Source organism: Romboutsia weinsteinii (genome assembly GCF_002250835.2).
GTDB classification, from domain to species: domain Bacteria; phylum Bacillota; class Clostridia; order Peptostreptococcales; family Peptostreptococcaceae; genus Romboutsia_A; species Romboutsia_A weinsteinii.
Genome location: NZ_NOJY02000015.1, coordinates 1 through 18,968, shown reverse-complemented (window position 1 = coordinate 18,968; position 18,968 = coordinate 1). Strand labels below are relative to the sequence as shown.

Sequence of the window (18,968 nt, the reverse complement as noted above, 5' to 3'; positions counted from 1 at the left end):
TTTACTATTTTTTATTTATATATTTTCTTTGTCATCACTTAGAACTTCTTTTATACCTTTAAACGTACCTAAGAATCTAACTGTGTCTGATGGTAGTACTAATTTAGTAGCATTACCTTTAGCAACTTGTTCTAAAGCTTCCATAGATTTTAATGCTAACATATTGTCATCTATATCAGACTCTTTCATAGCAGAGAATACATCTCTAAGCCCTTGTGCAGTAGCTTTTTGAACCTTTAATATAACTTCTGCTTCACCTTGAGCCTTTGCTATAGCAATTTGTCTAATTGATTCTGCTTCACCCTCTGCTCTAAGTATAGCAGATTCTTTCTCTCCTTCTGCCTCACGTATCATAGATTCTTTTTTTGCCTCAGCTTTTAGTATAACAGATTGTTTTTCTCCTTCTGCTTGAAGTATTGTAGCAGATTTATTTCCTTCTGCTTGTAATATAGACTCTCTTCTTTCTCTTTCTGCCCTCATTTGTTTTTCCATAGCTACTTGTATATCATGAGGAGGCATTATATTTTTTAACTCAACTCTATTTACCTTGATTCCCCATTTATCTGTAGCTTCATCTAAAATCGCTCTCATCTTTGTATTTATAACATCTCTAGATGTTAAAGTTTCATCTAAGTCTAACTCACCAATTATATTTCTTAGTGTTGTAGCAGTTAAATTTTCAATAGCTGTAATTGGATTTGCTATTTCAAAAGTATATCTAGCAGGATCTGTAACTCTATAATATACAACTGTATCTATTTGCATCGTTACATTATCTTTAGTTATTACTGGTTGTGGCGGAAAATCAACTACATGTTCTCTTAAATCTATAACATATGACATATGATCTAAAAAAGGAACTAGGAAGTGTACTCCAGTATCTGCAACTTTATGAAACTTACCAAGCCTCATAACTATACCCACTTTAGATTGCTTTATTACCCTTACACACATTAAACTCGCAATAGCAACTGCGATTATCAGTACTATTATTATTATAAATTTACTAAAAAACATAATATAGCCCTCCCTATTTATTTGTTATTTGCACATTTTACAATTAACTTTACACCCTCAATTTTTACTATTTCTACATCTGTTCCCTCTTGTATTTCTAAGTTATCTAAGGATACCGCGCTCCACTCCTCACCTTCAACTACTACGGTGCCTGTTTGGTTAGGAAGTATCACAGTTTTTACAACCCCTTTTTTTAACAGAATTGCTTGTAAGTTGGTATTATACTTATAGTTTTTATCCTTCTTAACCATTTTTTTTGTAGCTATAATTAATAATGCTATAGCAATTACTGCAAATAGTATAACTTGAATTAGTATACTATCTATAAAGCTACTTAAAACTATTAGTATAAGGGCACTAATACTAAACCAGATTAACGTTAGACTTGGTGTAAGCATTTCACCAACTGCAAATACTATTGCTACTGCAAGCCATATTAATTTCATATATACCCCCCTTGTTTAAACTGTTATTTACTATTAATTATATCATTTACTATATTTATAATGTTACAAAATAGTTTCAATATCTTGTAACAAGATAAATATATTTATTTCTTAAGAGGCAGATGTAATATAGATGTTAAATGTTTATCTCTTAATAAATAATCAAAGTATGTATGAGCAGAAGTGTATCCTATTCCATACCTATTTGCAGCTTTATTTATTAATTTATATTCTAAGCAAGCATCTTTTATCTTTTTATAGTCTTCATTATTTTTAGAAATATATATTACCCTCTTCTCTTTCTTTACCTTTTTTGCATAGTCAGGCTTTATAAAATATATTGCATCCTTAATCTCGTTATTGCTATATAATTTTTGAATTACCTTTCCATTTCTTCTATGCATAGGATGATTGTCATACTTATAAGAGTGAGCTATATGAGTTACACTTTTGCACTTTCTCTCAAATTCTAATGCTGTTTCCTTCATTTTTTCAAAATGAGTACCTTCATTGTCATCTATTTGTGAAAGTATTATAGTATTTTCTTCACTTATTCCCATATCCTTCAATGCAGCTTTAAATTCATTGTTTCTTAACTTCGATTTTTCTTCTCTAGATAATCCTTTATATTGTTTATTTTTAAATACATTTACACCAGATCCATCTGATACTAAAACTACAAATACGTGATCTGAACCTCGTTGCCTTATTGCTTCAACGATTGCACTTCCTCCCCACAAAACTTCATCGTCTTGATGCTGAGGATAAAACACCACATAATCATTAAATTTTCTATCATATATACCTGAAATAACATCATCATCTTTATTTACTTTACCTACTTGATATAAAAATAAGGCTGTAAACATAAAAACTAATGATAACAATAAAATTTTGTACTTTTTCTTCATGCTTATCATACTCCTTGATAGTATACAAAATAAATGCTTGTGTTATTATGTTTCAACCTTATCTAATTTTTTATTCTTCTATATTTTTGATTACCTTACATGGATTTCCTACTGCAACAGTATTTGATGGAATATCTTTAGTTACTACACTCCCTGATCCAATTACCACATTATCCCCAATTGTAACTCCAGGATTTACAATTGAACCTCCACCTATCCATACATTATTTCCTATTGTAATAGGAGCTCCATATTCTAATCCTGATATTCTAGTCTTAGCATCAATAGGATGATATGCTGTATATAATTGTACATTTGGAGCAAGCATTGCATTATCACCAATTCTAATTTCACATATATCTAGCAGCACACAGTCAAAATTGGCATAAAAGTTTTCTCCTACATGTATGTTGTAACCATAGTCACATCTAAAGTTAGGCTCAATATATATATTTTCTCCTGTACTTCCAAATAATTCTTTTAAAATGTTAGTTCTTTCTTCCGTATCAGTCTCTATAGTAGAGTTATATATTCTTGTTAATCTTCTACTACGATTTCTTTCTTTTACAAGCTCTTCATCAAAAGCTAAATATCCTTGACCTGCTAACATCTTTTCCTTTTCAGTCATCTTATCCCCCTATTTAATTATATACTTTCTATTATTTTTACAATATAGAATCGCCTATATCCATATTTAAGTTATAATTGTATTATATTTTTAAAATCATCTATTTATTTTATTAAAATCCTATATGTAAATTATTTTATACAAAAGATTCTCTTTCTACAAACACTGTATCTACTATATAATGTCTGTTATTATCACTATCATCATCTTCTAAGTTATCTATTAATAATCGAGTTGCATGATATCCCAGTTTTTCTGCATTTATATCTACTGTAGTAAGTGTTGGGCTTTGGTATTGGCCAAGTTGAGAGTTATTAAAACCTACAACTGCAATATTTTTCATATTTTCTTCATTAATTGCCTTTATTGCACCTATTGCTAATAAGTCATCTGTAGTTACTACTGCAGTAATTTTATTATCCTTAATCAGTTCTTTAGATGCCTCATATCCATTTTCTTCAGTAAACTCATCTTGGCACCTTGTTAATTTTTCATCATATTTAATTCCATTTATCTCTAATGCCATTTTGTATCCTTTTAATCTGTCCTTTGACATACTCCAGTCTTTTATAGCGCCCACCATTCCAATTTTTTCATGACCTTTTTTTATAAGTCTGTTTACTACATTATACATAGCTTGGAAATTATCATTATCTACCCAAAGCACCCCATCAGTATTTTCAGGTCTACCTATTACTACAAATGGAAATTTTATTTCTTTTAAGTATCTAATACTCTCATCATATTCTCTAGCCCTTAACAATACGACTCCATCAACTAAGTTATTATGCGTTATTTCTTTTATATGCTCTTCTTCATTTTCTTGGTCATTACTAAATGCATAGGTTATGTAATAGTTTTTACTTTGAGCATACATACTCATTCCCTTCATAGCATTTATAAAAAATGGATTAGTAAGTAGGTCTTGAGCCTCACTTGGTAGCACTACTCCTAATATTCTAGTTTTATTATTTGCCAAACTTCTGGCTATAGCATTAGGCTTATAATTTAACTTTTTAATAGCTTCATGAACTATTTTCTTTGTTTCATCGCTTATTCTAGGACTATTTGATAGTACCCTAGATACTGTAGATGTAGCTACTTTAGCTTCTTCTGCTACATCTTTTATCGTAACTTTCATAAACTCCTCCTATATCCAGTAATTCATATATTAATATTCTCAAATCTATTTTAAATTTTATATCATTTATCACTCTGATCTTCAGTTTCAACTTATTAACTATATAAATTCATTATTATTATAATATCATTATTCAAACTTCTTTTGTAGGTAAATGTCTTTATTTACTACACAGTATATCCTTTTTAAGTTAACAAAAAATGCTACTTATCATTAGGTACTTAACCTGCTTAAGTAGCATGTCTATTTAAAATGTAAACAATCTATTTTCTTCAAATTTAACTAAAATATTATCACCTATATCGAAATCACAAAGATCTTTACTAATACTAATTTGAATAGGTGTATATTCTCTCTTCGCTCTATTTATTACCATTACTGTATAACTAAACGGATTTTCAACTATCTTGATAACTGTAAAGTAATTTGTATTTCCCTCTATCTCCTTCTTTACACTAATATGATGATCTCTTACTCCGACATAATTAATTTCTTCCTCTGAACTATTGTTAATACTATAGCTATATCCCCAATCTTTTGCATATATTGTATTACTATCTATTCGCTCAGCCTTTGAAATATTTTTACAGCCAGTTATATTTGCTTCTACTATTGATTTTGGACTATTAAATAAATCATTGACGCTTCTCTTTGGCATAGCTATTCCTCTATCGTAGACAACAATATCATCACAAACTCTATATGCCTCGGATACATCATGAGTTACAAATACAATTTCACCTTTATATTCATCTAATATTTCTACTAGTTCTTTTTCCATATTGCTTCTTAGATGATAATCTAATGCTGAGAATGGTTCATCTAGTAAAAGTATGTCCGGTGATGTACTTAATGCTCTTGCTAAAGCAACTCTTTGCTGCTGTCCCCCTGATAACTGCCAAGGATATCTATTTTCAAGCCCCTTCAGACAAAGCCTTTCAATATATTCATTTGATATTTTATCTCTTTCTAATCTTGTTATATCTCCTAATCCTAACTGTATATTTTGAGTTACAGTCATGTGAGGAAATAATGCATAGTTTTGAAATAAAAATCCTATTCTCCTCTTTTGAGTAGATAAATTTACATTATTCTCGGAATCGAATAGTATCCTATCATTTAAAATAATCTTTCCCCTAGTTGGCTCTTCAAGGCCTGCTATACATCTTAAAGTCATACTTTTCCCAGATCCAGATTCTCCTAAAAACCCCAATACACCTTGATTTTGTTTTATTTGGACCTTCAAAGTAAAAGATGGTAGCTCTTTTTCTATATCTATATATAATGACATTTATTTGAACCTCTTTCCTATTATCTGCAGTTGCTTATCTGACCAATAGTTTAATATCAATATCATAACTATCGATATAGTAGTTATCATAAATACCCACATCATAGCTTTTTCCATATCTCCACCTTCTACTGCAAAAAATATAGCTACAGGCATTGTTTGTGTTCTTCCTGGAATATTCCCTGCTATCATAAGAGTTGCTCCGAATTCTCCAAGTGCTCTAGCAAATGCTAGTACTATTCCTGCAATTATTCCAGGCCAGGCTAGAGGTACTGCGATTTTGTAAAATATCTTCCATTCACTAAGTCCTAATGTTCTTGCCGCAGAAATCATATTGTCATCTATTTGCTCAAAAGCCGCCCTTGAACTCCTATACATCATAGGAAATGCTACTACTGTGGCCGAAATTATAGTTGCCCACCAACTAAAAATAATGGTGATATCATAATTTAAGAAAAATTGTCCTATAGCCCCATTCTTTCCAAATAGTAGCAACAGAAAAAAGCCTACTACAGTAGGTGGAAGGACCAAAGGAAGTGTAAACAAACCATCAATTAATCCTTTAAATCTGCCTTTATAATTTGCCATCAAATAAGACACTATTATTCCTATTACAAAGGTTATACATGTTGATAAAAATGCTGTCTTAATAGATATTATCAATGGCGACCAGTCTGAATTCACAAGCACACCTCCCTATTATTTTATTAAACATTATTTTGAGCTTTTATATCCACACTCTTTTAATATTTCTTGTGCTTTGTCACTAAGCAAGAATTCCTCAAAGTTTTTAGCCTCTTCAACTTGATTACTATCTTTAATGACTGCTATCGGATAAGTTATTGGTGAATGAGACTCTTCTGAAGTTACCTCAACTATCTTTACTTTATCAGTATTAATTGCATCACTATAATATACAAAGCCCGCTTCTGCATTTCCCGACTGAGTCCAAGCCAATACTTCTTTTACATCCTTTGCAAATACTAATTTATCTAAGATAGAATCTTTGATATTTAAATTATTTAATACTTCATCAGCATATTTACCAGCTGGAACACTATTAGCTTCACCTACTGCTATATGTTTAACTTTATTGCTAGTCAGATCATTTATACTTGTTATCTTGCTATTCTTTGGAGCAATCAATACCAAATCATTTTTTACTAAATTTTTATATGTACCCTTTTCTATTAATCCACCTTCATTTAATGCATCCATCTGCTTCTTACCTGCTGATATAAATATATCACATGGTGCGCCTTGCTCAATTTGTTGCTGCAATGATCCAGACGCTCCAAAATTTACTACAAGTTTTATATCTTTATTTTCTTTTTTATATTCTTCTTCTAATTTAGCCATCGCTTCCTTTAAGCTAGCTGCTGCAGATATATTAAGCTCCACTGATTCAGATTCTGTTTTCGAAACTTGACTTTGTTTTTTAGAGTTTTCTGGGTTACTACAACCTACTGCTAACATTGCTATGAATATTATTATCCCTAAGTTTTTAAATATTTTTCTTAATTGCATACTTTATTCCCCCTTTTTTATAATATAAATTTTATAGTTATCTAAAAATAATATTTATAGTTTATAAATAATTTCAGATATATTTCATCATGTTTTGTTATGTTTCAATACGCTAATTGTATTATTTTAATACTATTTCAATTGTTTTTAATCACTTTTTATTATTTTTAGTCATTCTTCGCTTAAATTATATCCATTAATTTCTATTTTTACAAGTATTGATTTTAATATTAATAATATTTTTACAGATCTTTGTTAATAGTGTTAAAATAATCTGTAGGGAGGTGTTTTATGAACTCATTATCATCTTTAACTCCAGTTGAGGTTGCTGAATTATTAAAAATAACTAAAAATACAGTTTATGAGCTAATAAAAAGAGGTGAGCTTCCATCATATAAGGTTGGACGTAAACTTAGAATCGATAAAGAAGATGTAGATAATTATATAAACAATCAAAAGAATCCTAAATTAACTAGAGATTCATTAAGCGTTACTTCTGATTTAGATAGAGCTATTGAAAGTGATACGAGTATTTTAGTTCGTAGCAACGATAATATAAATAAAGAAATAATAATTTCTGGACAAGATATCATTTTAGACATACTCGGAAGGTATATCGAGAATAAACTACATAGAGTAAAAACTTTCAGATCTTATATTGGAAGCTATAATGGATTATTCGATTTATATCATAATAGAGTCTCTATTGCATCATCACATTTGTGGGATAGTGAAACTAACGATTACAATACTCCATTTGTAAAGAAATTACTACCTGGCACAGCTTGTACGTTGATTAATTTAGCTTATCGACAACAAGGATTCTATGTTCAAAAAGGTAATCCTAAGAATATTACTAACTGGACAGATTTGACTAAACCTGGTGTTGTTTTTATAAATAGAGAAAAAGGATCAGGCACTAGAATATTACTAGATGAAAAATTAAAATCTTTAAATATCTCAAATAATCAAATAAATGGATATAATAATACGCAATCCTCTCATATTAGCATAGCTAGCTATGTAGCAAGAGGAAAAGCAGATGTTGGAATAGGAAACGAAAAAGGGGCCTTACAAGTTAATAATATAGAATTTATACCTCTTCAAAATGAACGCTATGATTTAGTAATAAGAGATGAAGATTTATCTAATCCGATTTATAAATCTATAATAAATATAGTATCTTCTGAAGAATTTAGATCTGAACTAGAAGGAATTGGTGGCTATGACTTAAAAGATTTAGGCAAAATAATTTCCAATTCTTAATAAAATAAAATATAGTAAAAAATAAAAGGATATCTAATGATATCCTTTTATTTTTTACTATATTTTACACTCTAGCTTTCTAAACATACTTTTATATATCTCTTCATCCTCATGAGAAAATACATTAAATATTACTTTTATGTTTTTATTTGTATTTTCCTCTAACCAGTCTCTAACTGTTGATATTGCAATTTTAGCAGCTTGATCCTTTGGATATCCAAATACACCTGTGGAAATACAACAAAATACTATATTCTTTATTTCATCAATTTCTTTAACTATATTTAAACATGATTTATAGCAAGACACAAGTTGTTTCTTTTCCTCTTTGCTTGGTTTTTCGTTGTGAATAAATGGACCTACAGTGTGTATAACAAATTTCGATGGTAAGCAATAAGCCCTAGTTATCTTTGCCTGACCTGTATATTCTAAATGTTGCTGTTTTTCTATTATTTTATTACAATCTTCCCTTAGCCTTGGGCCTGCATTAGAATGAATTGAATTATCTATACATTCATGTAAAGGCTTTAAGCAGCCTAATAGTTTGCTGTTAGCAGCATTTACTATTGCATCTGCTTTTAAGTTTGTTATATCTCCCCTATATATTGCAATATTTTCTTCAACTTCTTCTAGATTATTTACGTCTACTATAGTTTTTTCTTCATGCTCTGATAATAGCAACCTATGTAGCATATTTAAAATATTTACATCAATTTCTCTTACTGGATATACATTTAGAAGCCCGCGAAGTATCTCTCTTCGTTGTTCATAAGTATCTGGTAGTCTTGATATTTTCCAAGAACTATCTTTTGAAAAATACTCAATTAAAACTCTAACACATTTATATTTTTCACTTTGTGTCATTGGTTTATATTCTTTGTTAAATTCTTCAAATAAATTTAGATCTTTTTCATACTCAATCCACTTCATAATTATCCCCCTTAATCTAGAAATCTGTTTACATATATAGTAGTACTATTTATTTATAATATCTATATATAAAAATAACTACCTCATAATATAGTTGTTATTACAATATATTCTAAGGTAGATTATTTATTTCTATATACTTATTAAACTAAGTATTTATTTATAATGTAATTTAACTCTTCATCATTATTAACTATAAAATCTTTGTATCCTAAGTTTGATTTATCTATAGCTAGAGCTAATTCATATAAAAACTTAGGCACATCTGCTCTTAATATATCTCCACAAATTTTACCTAGTGTAGTATCATCATTTCCTTTTCTACCTCCAATGTGTAGTTCAAAAGCTTCTTCTGATACATCATTTACTCTCTTTTTCTTCCCAGCAAACCCTAATATACCTATTTGGTGAGTACCACAAGAATTATTACACCCTGATATATGAATAGCTGGTAGAACATCTTTTGTAAAGTTTTGTTTCTTGAAGTATGCTAATATTTCATCTAAGGTAGACTGGCTCTCAGCTATACCAATTTGACAAGTAGGCACACCGATACATGCAATACTTTGCTCTAGTTTAGTTTCTCCACCAAGATTTTTAGTTAAGTCTAATAATTCTTTAGCTTCATCTCCGTTTAAATTTCTTATGTACATACCTTCACTCATCGAAAGTCTTATTTCTACATCTTCAGCAGTTTCTATTTTATCTAAGATTAGCTTTAAAGTTTCTAAACTAAGTTGTCCATTTATAGGATGGAAGTACATAGAATAAAGACCTTCTTGCTTTTGACTGTTTATTCTTGAATCATTTAACTCTACCTTTATTCCAGCTTTATTATATATTTTTTTCTCAATATTTAAATCTAAGCTATCTTTTTCTATAACTTCAGCTAAATGCTTTCTATAACACTCTTTAAAGGCATCTTCACCCATTCTAGCAACTATATACCTAATACGAGCTTTGTTCTTATTTTCATAATCACCTTCTGCTATAAATAAATTTGTCATAGCTTCTACATGATATAGCACATCTTTTGTATCTGTTAGTTCATCAAATTCTATGGCTTTTGCTCCGTTTTTCCCTAAACCTCCAGCTAAGTAAACCTTAAATAATTCTTTACCATCTTTCTTCATAGCTAAAAATCCTAAATCTGCTATAGAACTGTTTCCACTATCTTTCTTACTACTTGAAAAAGATACTTTTAACTTTCTAGGTAATTTATATGTAGTTATTTTCTTCATAAAATGCTCATTTACAGCCATTGCATAAGGAGTAACATCAAACTCTTCTTCTACATCAACTCCAGATAACGGTGATATAGACACGTTTCTTGGAAAGTTTCCTCCTGCACCCCTAGTGTACATATCATTATTTAGAGCTTCTTCCATTACATCACAAACTCCATCTATTGATAAATCATGAAGTTGTATAGCTTGACGAGTTGTTAAGTGTATTTTTTCTAAGCCTTGTTCCTTAGCAAGTCTATATACTAATTTTAATTGTTCTAAGTCCATTATACCTGATGGTATTCTAAGTCTTATCATAAATTGCTCACCACCACGTTGAGCATATACGCCTCTTCCACCTGATGTTCCTTTAAATTCTAAAGATGATATTTCCTTATTTTTAAATTTATGTCCTAATTCTCTAAAATCAGGTATCTCAGCTAATAAATCCTTTTTTAAATTCTCCATAACCTGCTCCTTTTTCTTGTAGTCAATTATAAGGAGATTATATCATATGTTTTTTCCATTTTTTTGTATATCTAGTAAAATATCCATTTAATATTCAAATCTATATCATCAATATTTTTAATGATTATATTTAAATTTATAGTATTAAGGTCAGAATATAATAATCTCTATAAAAAGACCTAGTTTATCGGCTAGGTCTTTTAGCAGTATTTACTTCTTAGCAACAGACACATCTTGTAAAACAATAGAGCCTCTATCTACTTCATCAAAGTTTATGATTATCTTATCTATATTAGATAAATCTACATTTTCCAGTTTAGATGTAGGTATAAATGTATCTGTTATTGGTGTAGGTCTTGACCAATAATTGTGGAATACTCCTTCTAAGTATTCGTTTATTACGACTTCGCCTTCAATGTATTTTAAAGCTGCAGTATCTGATCCTAATTTTATTGAAGCCTTTTTGTTTTTATTATCAACAACAGTAACTGTTAATGAAGTATTTTTATCCTTTGAATTTAATTCACTTGTTGAATCTAATGCCCACTTAAAGTTTAATCCTGCTATATCAGAAGACTTAAGTTTTGATAAATCTGAAACATTCAATTTAACAGAAGTATTTTTTTCTTTCCAATCAAGCTTTAATAATTGAAGCTTTTCATGTCGCTGTATGTCATTAAAAACTCCAATACTATCATCCTCTTCTGAATATGCTGATTCTACTACTTCTTTTACTTCTACTTTATTAGCTGATATATCTTTAAATTGCTTAGGCCCAAAAATGGTTTCCGTTTCTAAGTCTTCAACTACATTCAAAACCTTGTATCCATACATAGTATTTGGTGTTGGATTATTACTATCAAATAATGATGGTTGTTCATCTTTTAATATAGATCCAATAAAGTCTACTGTATAGTTCATAGTGAATTCTTGTTGCTGCTTATTAGTTAATTTCTCTGGATATCCACCATTTGTTTTATCAGGTGCGTTAAATTCTCTATTATTTTCTACAACTGTGTTATAAGAGTTATGATTTCCTCCAATTAAATAGCTTAATGCTATAGGAGTTTTTCTATTAGATTTTGCCATTATATCTTGGTATAGTTCTGCACCTGCTTGCTTAACGTCTCCATCATACTCTGACACTAAAATAGCTGTAGGGACATCTGGAAACTCTGTAAGAAACTCATTGTATGCTGGAGCTAAAGATAATATTGCTTTTATTCCATTAAAACCTTTCTTTTGTTGGTCAAGAGCAAGTTTTAATACTCCTTCCCCTCCTACTGAATGTCCTACTAAGCCTACATTATCAAAATTTACTTTTCTTTTTAAGTCTACACCATAGTCGATATTTTCACCCTTGTTTGCTTTCATTAAATTATCTAGGTGAGTTTGCATAACTACCTTAATACGTTCATTTTCTACAGCCTCTCCATATTCCCAAGTGTGATTTACTTGATCGTCTACAGATATTGCTATAATTCCGTTTTTAGCAAACTTTTCAACTATATATTCAAATCCATCTTCAAAGTCAGCCTTTGATTCTGTGCCATGTTGTCCATGGAATAAAAATACTACAGGAGTATTATCCTTTAAATCTTTCGGAGCCCCTATTAAACCTTCTATTTCAAAAGGAATTTCTTTTCCTCTTTCTTTTATAGTTGATGATCCTAGGTTAAATTTATTTACAACTATTTCTTTTTCACTATCTTTTATTGCATCTATATTATAAGAAATATCTATTGGATTACTTGATGATTCATTTTTGCTACATCCAGTTATTGTTGATGCTAAAAGTACTATTATAGTCAAAGATGTACAAAGTTTTTTAAATTTCATCTTTTTCTCCTCTCTTTATACGTTATTTTTATATTATACTATCTTTTTTAATCTAAAGGAGTTTCAACTTTGTAATCATAATGTCAAAGTTATAAAATTATATCTACCTTAATAAATAATGCATGTATATATGGATTCTATTTTAAATCTGCTCCAAAAATATTAACTACAGCTATTAACCCTACTTCATGATTTCCTTTTACTTTGTTTTGATAGTAACTTGACACTACTCCATATACAGCATCTTGCAAATCCTTTAACAGCTCTCGCTTTTGATAAAAGTAATTTCTTAATCCTTATGGTATTGTAAATACAGCGTGCCCTATGAATTAATACCCTTGTAATTAAAAAATAGCTATCTTAAGATAATACGCCTTAAGATAGCTAAATATAAATTATAAAGTTACACTCCCAGTACTTGATTTACACCAGGTACTTCTTTTACTAATAGATTTTCAATCACAACTTTTACAGTCATCGTAGCTCCTGGACATCCTTTACAAGCCCCCCCTAATCTAACTAATACTACTCCTTGATCATTAACATCTATCAGCTCTACATTTCCTCCATCTCTTTTCAATATTGGTCTTACTTTTTCAAGAGCTCTTTCTACTTGTTCCCTCATATAATATCCCCCAATAAAATCGTTATATAATCTCATATAATTCTATAAGGGTTAACTTTTTACCTCTATAAAATTATAGTAAATTTAGTACCTATGTTGGGTTCACTTTCTACATATATATGCCCATTGTGAAGCTCTATAATATGCTTTGTAATGGTAAGTCCTAATCCGCTACCACCCTTTACTTCAGAGTTTGCGTCTACTACTTGATTGAACCTATCAAATATAGCCTCATGGTATTTTTTATCTATACCAATTCCAGTATCTCTTACACTTATTTCAACTCTTTCATTTATTTCTTTTATGTTTACCTCTATTGTTCCGCCTTTTGGCGTAAATTTAGCTGAATTACTGACTAAATTTACTATGCATCTTTCTATTTCATATGCATCACATTTGATTATTTTTTCTTCTATTTCTGGATCTATAATTAATCGTATGCCTTTATTTTCTACATATTCTTTAAGAGACAATGCTGCTTCTTCTACTACATATACAATATCATTATCTTCTAGATTTATCTTATAGCTTCCATGATCTATTTTAGTCCCATCTATCAAATTATTTATTAAGTTTAGTAGTCGTTTTGTGTTTCTTCTCACAACTTCCATATATTGATTTAATTTATCTTTTTCTATGCCATTGTTAGACTTATTAAGCTCAGTTATAAGCTGCTCTGATGTGTATATCACATTTAAAGGTGTCCTCAGCTCATGAGATAAATTTATAAAATAATTATTTTTATTTTTTTCTAAGGTTATGACTTTATTTAAAAGATCACTATTTTTATTCATTTCACTTTGCAATTGCTTCGTCTTATTTTGTACAAGAGTATCTAATCTCTTCATTCTATTAATATATCGATATATAACTATAATGATTATTAATAAATATATAAATAAAGCAATATCACTCTTCCAAAAAGGTGGCTCAATAGAAAAGCTCACACTACTCTCCTCACTCATAATACCATTATGACCTACTGCCTTTATCCTAAAGGTATAATCTCCTGGAGATAAATTACTATAGTTTATTAAATTTGTATCCGTTGATGTCCATTCTCCATTTGTACCTTCTAATATATAGTCATACTGTATATTAGTATTATTTTTATAGTCAGGTAAAAATACATCTATAGTTATAAAATTTTCATCATAATTAAAACTCATTCCATCAATATTACTATATTTATTGCCATTAACTTCAAATTCATCAAAACCTACACGTGGTGTAAATTCAGTTTTAGTCATATCTTCTGGAGTAAATATATTAAATCCATTTATTCCTCCAAATATAAACTCTCCGTTTTTTGTTTTATGATAGGCCCTTCCATTAAATTCATTTCCTTGTAAGCCATCTGTAATTCCAAAGTTTTCGAAATTTTTCTTTTTTATATCTAATTTTGATATCCCTGAATTGGTACTAGACCATGGATTACCATATTTATCAATTAATATACCATATACGATATTATTAGCAAGTCCTTGCTTAGTAGTATATCTTGTAAAAATTTCTTTTTCTTTATCAAATTTATTTAATCCATTGCTAGTCCCTATCCATAGGTTTCCATAATCATCTTCCACAATTGCTCTAATAGTATTGCTACTAATAGATGAACTATTTTTCTCTATATTTTTAAACACTTTAACAGAATTATCTTTTGGATTTAGCTTTATTAGACCACCATCTAAGAAACAACCTATCCAGTAGTTTCCTTCTTTATCTTCATATATTGTTCCATTATAGCCATCCTTTACAGAAGCACTTTCTAAAATTGGACTAATATCAGTGATACTCTTATCTTTGGTATTAAGAATAGATACTCCATCGATAGTACCCATCCATAGATATCCCTTGCTATCTAAAAATAACTTTTTTATATTATTATCACTTATACCATCTTCTTCTTTATACACCTTAATAGTATTTTCTTTCTTGTTTATAATATTTAATCCATTATTAGTTGAAATATAAATCTCATTTCCATTTCCAGTTATATCATTTATAGAGTCATTACTTAATCTATTATTTGAATTTTCAATATTTAAATGACTAACAGTGTTATTTTTTCTATCTATAATATTTATACCTTTAGTATTAGTCCCAACCCATAACAGGCCATCTTTGTCCTCATAAATACCATGTATAATATTTTCATTTATAGAATTATTATTAAATGGATCATTTTTATAATGTATTATCTTATTACTTGGATCAAATATGCTTATTCCAGAGTAAGTTCCTACCCAAATTAATCCACTATTATCTTCTATAATAGAAAATACCTCATCTCCTACTAACGTATTCTGGTCATATATTTTATTCTTATAAGATATAAATTTCTCTTGTTTTTCATTATACTTTGCAAGTCCTTGGTTGGTTGCTATCCATATACCTCCAAAACTATCTCTAGTAATATCTCTTATATAGTTACCTGGAAGTGAATTTTTATCATTAGAATCATTTTTGTATATTGTAACATCATTAGTATTTATGTTTATTTTGTTTAATCCTTCTCTAAATGTACCTGCCCATATATATCCATTTCCATCATATTTTAATCCATATACTGAGTTTTCACTAATTCTATTCTCTTGGCTATATGAATTAAATTTTATTATTTTTTTCTCTTTAACAAGGATCTTATCCAATCCCTCTTTAGTTGCTACCCATATATCTCCATTTCCATCTTGAGCCAAAGTATATATAAGTTGGCTACTAAGTTCATTTTCTAATATTCTCTCAAACCTATTATTTTTTTCATCATAAATATTAAGTCCATCTGATGTTCCTACTAGTACGTCCCCGCTATTTGTTATAAGTATATCGCCTATATTATAGTGAGATAGATTGCCTTTATCTTCTGATGTAAAATAGTTTTCTATTATCTGTGTTTTTGGGTCTATCTTACTTAATCCGTTAGCAGTACCAACCCAAATATACCCTTTTCTATCTTCTTGAAGATCTACTATATAATTATTTGATATAGTATTCTCAATTTCATCACTATGCCTATATACTTTAAATTCATACCCATTATATCTATTTAAACCATCATTAGTTCCAATCCATATATATCCTTGCTTATCTTGTATTATTGTCTCTACTGTTACCTGTGATAAACCATCTTCATTAGTTATATTTCTAAAATTAATATTTGTGTATGCATATACATCACATTTATACATAGATAGTAAGAATATACCTATAATAATTGCAGTCATTGTGCATAGTTTGCTCAGCCTTTTCATATAATCACCTTATCCTGCATGTTATTTTTTTGTCTTTATATGTCAAATTATACTATATCCTATGCATTATTTCTATATTCTATAGTCTTTCTCTTCTCATTGTTGATTTTTTAAATTCTGCCTTTAAACCTTTTCTATCGCCTAACTCAATACAATTTTTTAATCTATTTAATTCTCTCTCAAAGTTATTTATTGATTTTAGTAAATTATCTTTATTACCTATAAATAATTCGCTCCATAAATTTTCATTTATATTTGCTATTCTAGTCAAATCTCTATAGCTATCCCCAATAAATTTTCCTGTATCTCTATTTTCTTCATCGCTATTTATAAGGGACACTGCCAGTACATGTGGCAACTGAGACGTAAATGCAATTATTTCATCATGATAGCTATAGCTTATTTCTTTGACATTTTTAAAACCAATTGAGTAGGCTAAGTCTTTTATTAAACTTATACTTTCAGGTTTATTTCTATTATTTTTTATAATCAAATAGTTTGCACCTCTAAACACATCTTTGGATGCAAAGTCAATCCCTCTCTTCTCTCTACCTGCCATAGGGTGACCAAACACAAAATCTACACCTTTAGGAAGCATATCTATAACCTCATCTATGAATAGCCCCTTTATTCCTGCTGTATCCGTAATTATTACTCCATTTCTAAAGTTATGTTTATTTTTATTGATGAATTCTTTAATTAATTCAGGATATACTGAAAGTATTATTAAATCAGCCTCCTTTATTATCTCATGCTCTTCCATAAATCCTTTTTTTATTATTCCCATTTTTTCAGCTTTTTTTAGAGTTTCTTTGTCTATATCAATACCATAAACATTCTTATATCCTAATTCTTTTAAACATAGCGCATATGAACCTCCAATAACACCTAATCCAACGATTACTATATTCATATACTCTTGCCTTCTATTTCTGATAAAATTTTTACTTTTTTCATTATCTCATCAAACTTCTCTGGTTTTATAGATTGTTTTCCATCACATAAGGCATGTTGAGGATCATTATGAACTTCTATCATAAGTCCATCTGCACCAGCTATTATTGCAGCTTTTGCTAATGGTTCTACCAGCCTCCAATCTCCAGCTGAATGACTAGGATCTACTATTACAGGTAAGTGAGATAGTCTTTTTACAATTGGTATTGCACTTAAATCTAAAGTATTTCTTGTATATGTTTCAAATGTTCTTATTCCTCTTTCACATAGGATGATATTTTCATTTCCTCCTGCCATTATATACTCTGCACTCATTATCCATTCTTCTATAGTTGCAGATAGACCTCTCTTTAGCAGTATCGGCTTATTGGTCTTACCTATTTGCTTTAATAAATCAAAGTTTTGCATATTTCGTGCACCAATTTGTATCACATCTACATCTTCCACAAATTTATCTATATAGTCTGTAGACATTAACTCCGTAACTATTGGTAAACCTGTTTCATTTTTTGCTAATTTTAATAGTTCTAGACCTTGTGATTCTAACCCTTGGAAACTATATGGAGATGTTCTAGGTTTAAATGCACCCCCTCTTAGAAAGTTTGCACCTGATGCTTTTACTTTTTGTGCAATTTCTATTATCTGTGTCTCTGACTCTACTGAACAAGGACCAGCCATTATTCCAATATGTCCTCCTCCTACCTTATTGCCTAAAACATCAACTATAGTATCATCTGGTTTAAAAAGTCTATTAGCTTTCTTAAAAGGCTCTTGTACCTTTAAGACCTTTTCGACACAAGGTAGCGCTAGCAAATCATCAGAATCTATTTTTGTAGTATCTCCAATAAGACCTATTACAGATTGTGATTCTCCTTGAACTAGATTTGTACTAACTCCCTTTGAATTTATATGGTTAATTAATTTATCAATTTCATATTTACTGCATTTTGTATTCACAACAATAATCATAATTATTTCCCCCTATAATTTTTTACTTTTATAGCACCCTATTAGCTTATAATGATTGCTATTTTCATTGATTAATTCAAGCGCACTTTTAACACTTTCTTCTTGTAAATCACCTTCAAAATCTATATAAAATAAATACTCCCATGGTGTGTTCTTATCTGGTCTCGATTCTATTTTAATCATGTTTATATCATTTATTGCGAAGCTACGTAATATATCATATAAGCTTCCAGCTTCATTTTTTACTGAAAGCAATATGCTAATTTTATTAGACTCCATACAGTACTCAATTTCTTTTCCAATTATTATAAATCTAGTATAGTTATCACTTATATCATTAATATTTTCTCTTAATATTTCTAAATCATATACATTTGCGGCTCTTTTTGATGCAATTGCTGCCTTTTTTTTATCATTTGTCGATGATATATACTTAGCAGATATAGCCGTATTTAAATAAGGTATTAGCCTTATTTCAT

The 18,968-nt window shown here is 29.3% G+C and carries 17 protein-coding genes; 1 reads left to right on the top strand and 16 read right to left on the bottom strand.

Annotated features, from left to right (window positions below; translation table 11 throughout):
- Positions 1-15 precede the first annotated feature (15 nt).
- The 8 genes from CHL78_RS10270 to modA form a co-directional block, all read right to left on the bottom strand.
- Positions 16-1,017, bottom strand: a complete 1,002-nt coding sequence (locus CHL78_RS10270) for an SPFH domain-containing protein (protein ID WP_094367479.1) — start codon at positions 1,015-1,017, stop codon at positions 16-18.
- Positions 1,018-1,034: 17 nt separating this feature from the next.
- Positions 1,035-1,463: an NfeD family protein gene (locus tag CHL78_RS10265; protein WP_094367478.1), complete on the bottom strand. Its 429-nt coding sequence runs from the start codon at positions 1,461-1,463 to the stop codon at positions 1,035-1,037.
- Between the two features lie 104 nt (positions 1,464-1,567).
- On the bottom strand, positions 1,568-2,374 hold the full coding sequence (locus CHL78_RS10260; protein WP_094367477.1) for a PIG-L family deacetylase: 807 nt from the start codon (positions 2,372-2,374) through the stop codon (positions 1,568-1,570).
- Positions 2,375-2,444: 70 nt separating this feature from the next.
- On the bottom strand, positions 2,445-3,002 hold the full coding sequence (locus tag CHL78_RS21490; RefSeq protein WP_094367476.1) for a sugar O-acetyltransferase: 558 nt from the start codon (positions 3,000-3,002) through the stop codon (positions 2,445-2,447).
- 136 nt (positions 3,003-3,138) lie between these two features.
- On the bottom strand, positions 3,139-4,143 hold the full coding sequence (locus tag CHL78_RS10250; RefSeq protein ID WP_094367475.1) for a LacI family DNA-binding transcriptional regulator: 1,005 nt from the start codon (positions 4,141-4,143) through the stop codon (positions 3,139-3,141).
- A 247-nt stretch (positions 4,144-4,390) separates the two neighbouring features.
- Positions 4,391-5,434 carry a sulfate/molybdate ABC transporter ATP-binding protein gene (locus CHL78_RS10245; RefSeq protein ID WP_094367474.1) on the bottom strand — a complete coding sequence of 348 codons (1,044 nt, stop codon included), beginning with the start codon at positions 5,432-5,434 and terminating at the stop codon, positions 4,391-4,393.
- A complete protein-coding gene (gene modB, locus CHL78_RS10240) occupies positions 5,435-6,118 on the bottom strand; it encodes a molybdate ABC transporter permease subunit (protein ID WP_094367473.1) in 684 nt (227 codons plus the stop codon).
- Positions 6,119-6,148: 30 nt separating this feature from the next.
- Positions 6,149-6,961 carry a molybdate ABC transporter substrate-binding protein gene (modA, locus tag CHL78_RS10235; RefSeq protein ID WP_094367472.1) on the bottom strand — a complete coding sequence of 271 codons (813 nt, stop codon included), beginning with the start codon at positions 6,959-6,961 and terminating at the stop codon, positions 6,149-6,151.
- Between the two features lie 291 nt (positions 6,962-7,252).
- Here modA and CHL78_RS10230 point away from each other — a divergent pair, with 291 nt between their 5' ends.
- Positions 7,253-8,227 (top strand): substrate-binding domain-containing protein, encoded by a 975-nt coding sequence (locus tag CHL78_RS10230; RefSeq protein WP_094367471.1) that lies wholly within the window; start codon positions 7,253-7,255, stop codon positions 8,225-8,227.
- A 57-nt stretch (positions 8,228-8,284) separates the two neighbouring features.
- Here the strand turns inward: CHL78_RS10230 and CHL78_RS10225 are convergent, their stop codons facing one another.
- The 8 genes from CHL78_RS10225 to CHL78_RS10190 form a co-directional block, all read right to left on the bottom strand.
- A complete protein-coding gene (locus CHL78_RS10225) occupies positions 8,285-9,157 on the bottom strand; it encodes a protein-ADP-ribose hydrolase (protein WP_094367470.1) in 873 nt (290 codons plus the stop codon).
- A 143-nt stretch (positions 9,158-9,300) separates the two neighbouring features.
- Positions 9,301-10,851, bottom strand: coding sequence for a nitrite/sulfite reductase (locus CHL78_RS10220; RefSeq protein WP_094367469.1), 1,551 nt, complete (start codon positions 10,849-10,851; stop codon positions 9,301-9,303).
- A 210-nt stretch (positions 10,852-11,061) separates the two neighbouring features.
- The gene (locus CHL78_RS10215; protein WP_116041447.1) at positions 11,062-12,690 is read right to left on the bottom strand and encodes an alpha/beta hydrolase; all 1,629 of its coding nucleotides are present in this window, start codon (positions 12,688-12,690) and stop codon (positions 11,062-11,064) included.
- 403 nt (positions 12,691-13,093) lie between these two features.
- A complete protein-coding gene (locus CHL78_RS10210) occupies positions 13,094-13,315 on the bottom strand; it encodes a NifU family protein (protein ID WP_094369447.1) in 222 nt (73 codons plus the stop codon).
- A gap of 65 nt (positions 13,316-13,380) precedes the next feature.
- The gene (locus CHL78_RS10205; protein WP_094369446.1) at positions 13,381-16,566 is read right to left on the bottom strand and encodes a ligand-binding sensor domain-containing protein; all 3,186 of its coding nucleotides are present in this window, start codon (positions 16,564-16,566) and stop codon (positions 13,381-13,383) included.
- Between the two features lie 79 nt (positions 16,567-16,645).
- Positions 16,646-17,479: a prephenate dehydrogenase gene (locus CHL78_RS10200; protein WP_094369445.1), complete on the bottom strand. Its 834-nt coding sequence runs from the start codon at positions 17,477-17,479 to the stop codon at positions 16,646-16,648.
- Positions 17,476-18,489: a 3-deoxy-7-phosphoheptulonate synthase gene (gene aroF, locus CHL78_RS10195; protein WP_116041445.1), complete on the bottom strand. Its 1,014-nt coding sequence runs from the start codon at positions 18,487-18,489 to the stop codon at positions 17,476-17,478. The genes CHL78_RS10200 and aroF overlap by 4 nt, the downstream gene beginning before the upstream one ends.
- Before the next feature lie 12 nt (positions 18,490-18,501).
- Positions 18,502-18,968, bottom strand: a 467-nt coding sequence (locus CHL78_RS10190) for a prephenate dehydratase (protein WP_274541850.1), incomplete at its 5' end; no start/stop codon positions are given.

Excerpts from the sequence above, each read along its gene's own strand:
- CHL78_RS10270 (WP_094367479.1), bottom strand. The coding sequence starts at position 1,017 with ATGTTTTTTAGTAAATTTATAATAATAATAGTACTGATAATCGCAGTT.
- CHL78_RS10265 (WP_094367478.1), bottom strand. The coding sequence starts at position 1,463 with ATGAAATTAATATGGCTTGCAGTAGCAATAGTATTTGCAGTTGGTGAA.
- CHL78_RS10260 (WP_094367477.1), bottom strand. The coding sequence starts at position 2,374 with ATGAAGAAAAAGTACAAAATTTTATTGTTATCATTAGTTTTTATGTTT.
- CHL78_RS21490 (WP_094367476.1), bottom strand. The coding sequence starts at position 3,002 with ATGACTGAAAAGGAAAAGATGTTAGCAGGTCAAGGATATTTAGCTTTT.
- CHL78_RS10250 (WP_094367475.1), bottom strand. The coding sequence starts at position 4,143 with ATGAAAGTTACGATAAAAGATGTAGCAGAAGAAGCTAAAGTAGCTACA.
- CHL78_RS10245 (WP_094367474.1), bottom strand. The coding sequence starts at position 5,434 with ATGTCATTATATATAGATATAGAAAAAGAGCTACCATCTTTTACTTTG.
- modA (WP_094367472.1), bottom strand. The coding sequence starts at position 6,961 with ATGCAATTAAGAAAAATATTTAAAAACTTAGGGATAATAATATTCATA.
- CHL78_RS10230 (WP_094367471.1), top strand. The coding sequence starts at position 7,253 with ATGAACTCATTATCATCTTTAACTCCAGTTGAGGTTGCTGAATTATTA.
- CHL78_RS10225 (WP_094367470.1), bottom strand. The coding sequence starts at position 9,157 with ATGAAGTGGATTGAGTATGAAAAAGATCTAAATTTATTTGAAGAATTT.
- CHL78_RS10220 (WP_094367469.1), bottom strand. The coding sequence starts at position 10,851 with ATGGAGAATTTAAAAAAGGATTTATTAGCTGAGATACCTGATTTTAGA.
- CHL78_RS10215 (WP_116041447.1), bottom strand. The coding sequence starts at position 12,690 with ATGAAATTTAAAAAACTTTGTACATCTTTGACTATAATAGTACTTTTA.
- CHL78_RS10210 (WP_094369447.1), bottom strand. The coding sequence starts at position 13,315 with ATGAGGGAACAAGTAGAAAGAGCTCTTGAAAAAGTAAGACCAATATTG.
- CHL78_RS10205 (WP_094369446.1), bottom strand. The coding sequence starts at position 16,566 with ATGAAAAGGCTGAGCAAACTATGCACAATGACTGCAATTATTATAGGT.
- CHL78_RS10200 (WP_094369445.1), bottom strand. The coding sequence starts at position 17,479 with ATGAATATAGTAATCGTTGGATTAGGTGTTATTGGAGGTTCATATGCG.
- aroF (WP_116041445.1), bottom strand. The coding sequence starts at position 18,489 with ATGATTATTGTTGTGAATACAAAATGCAGTAAATATGAAATTGATAAA.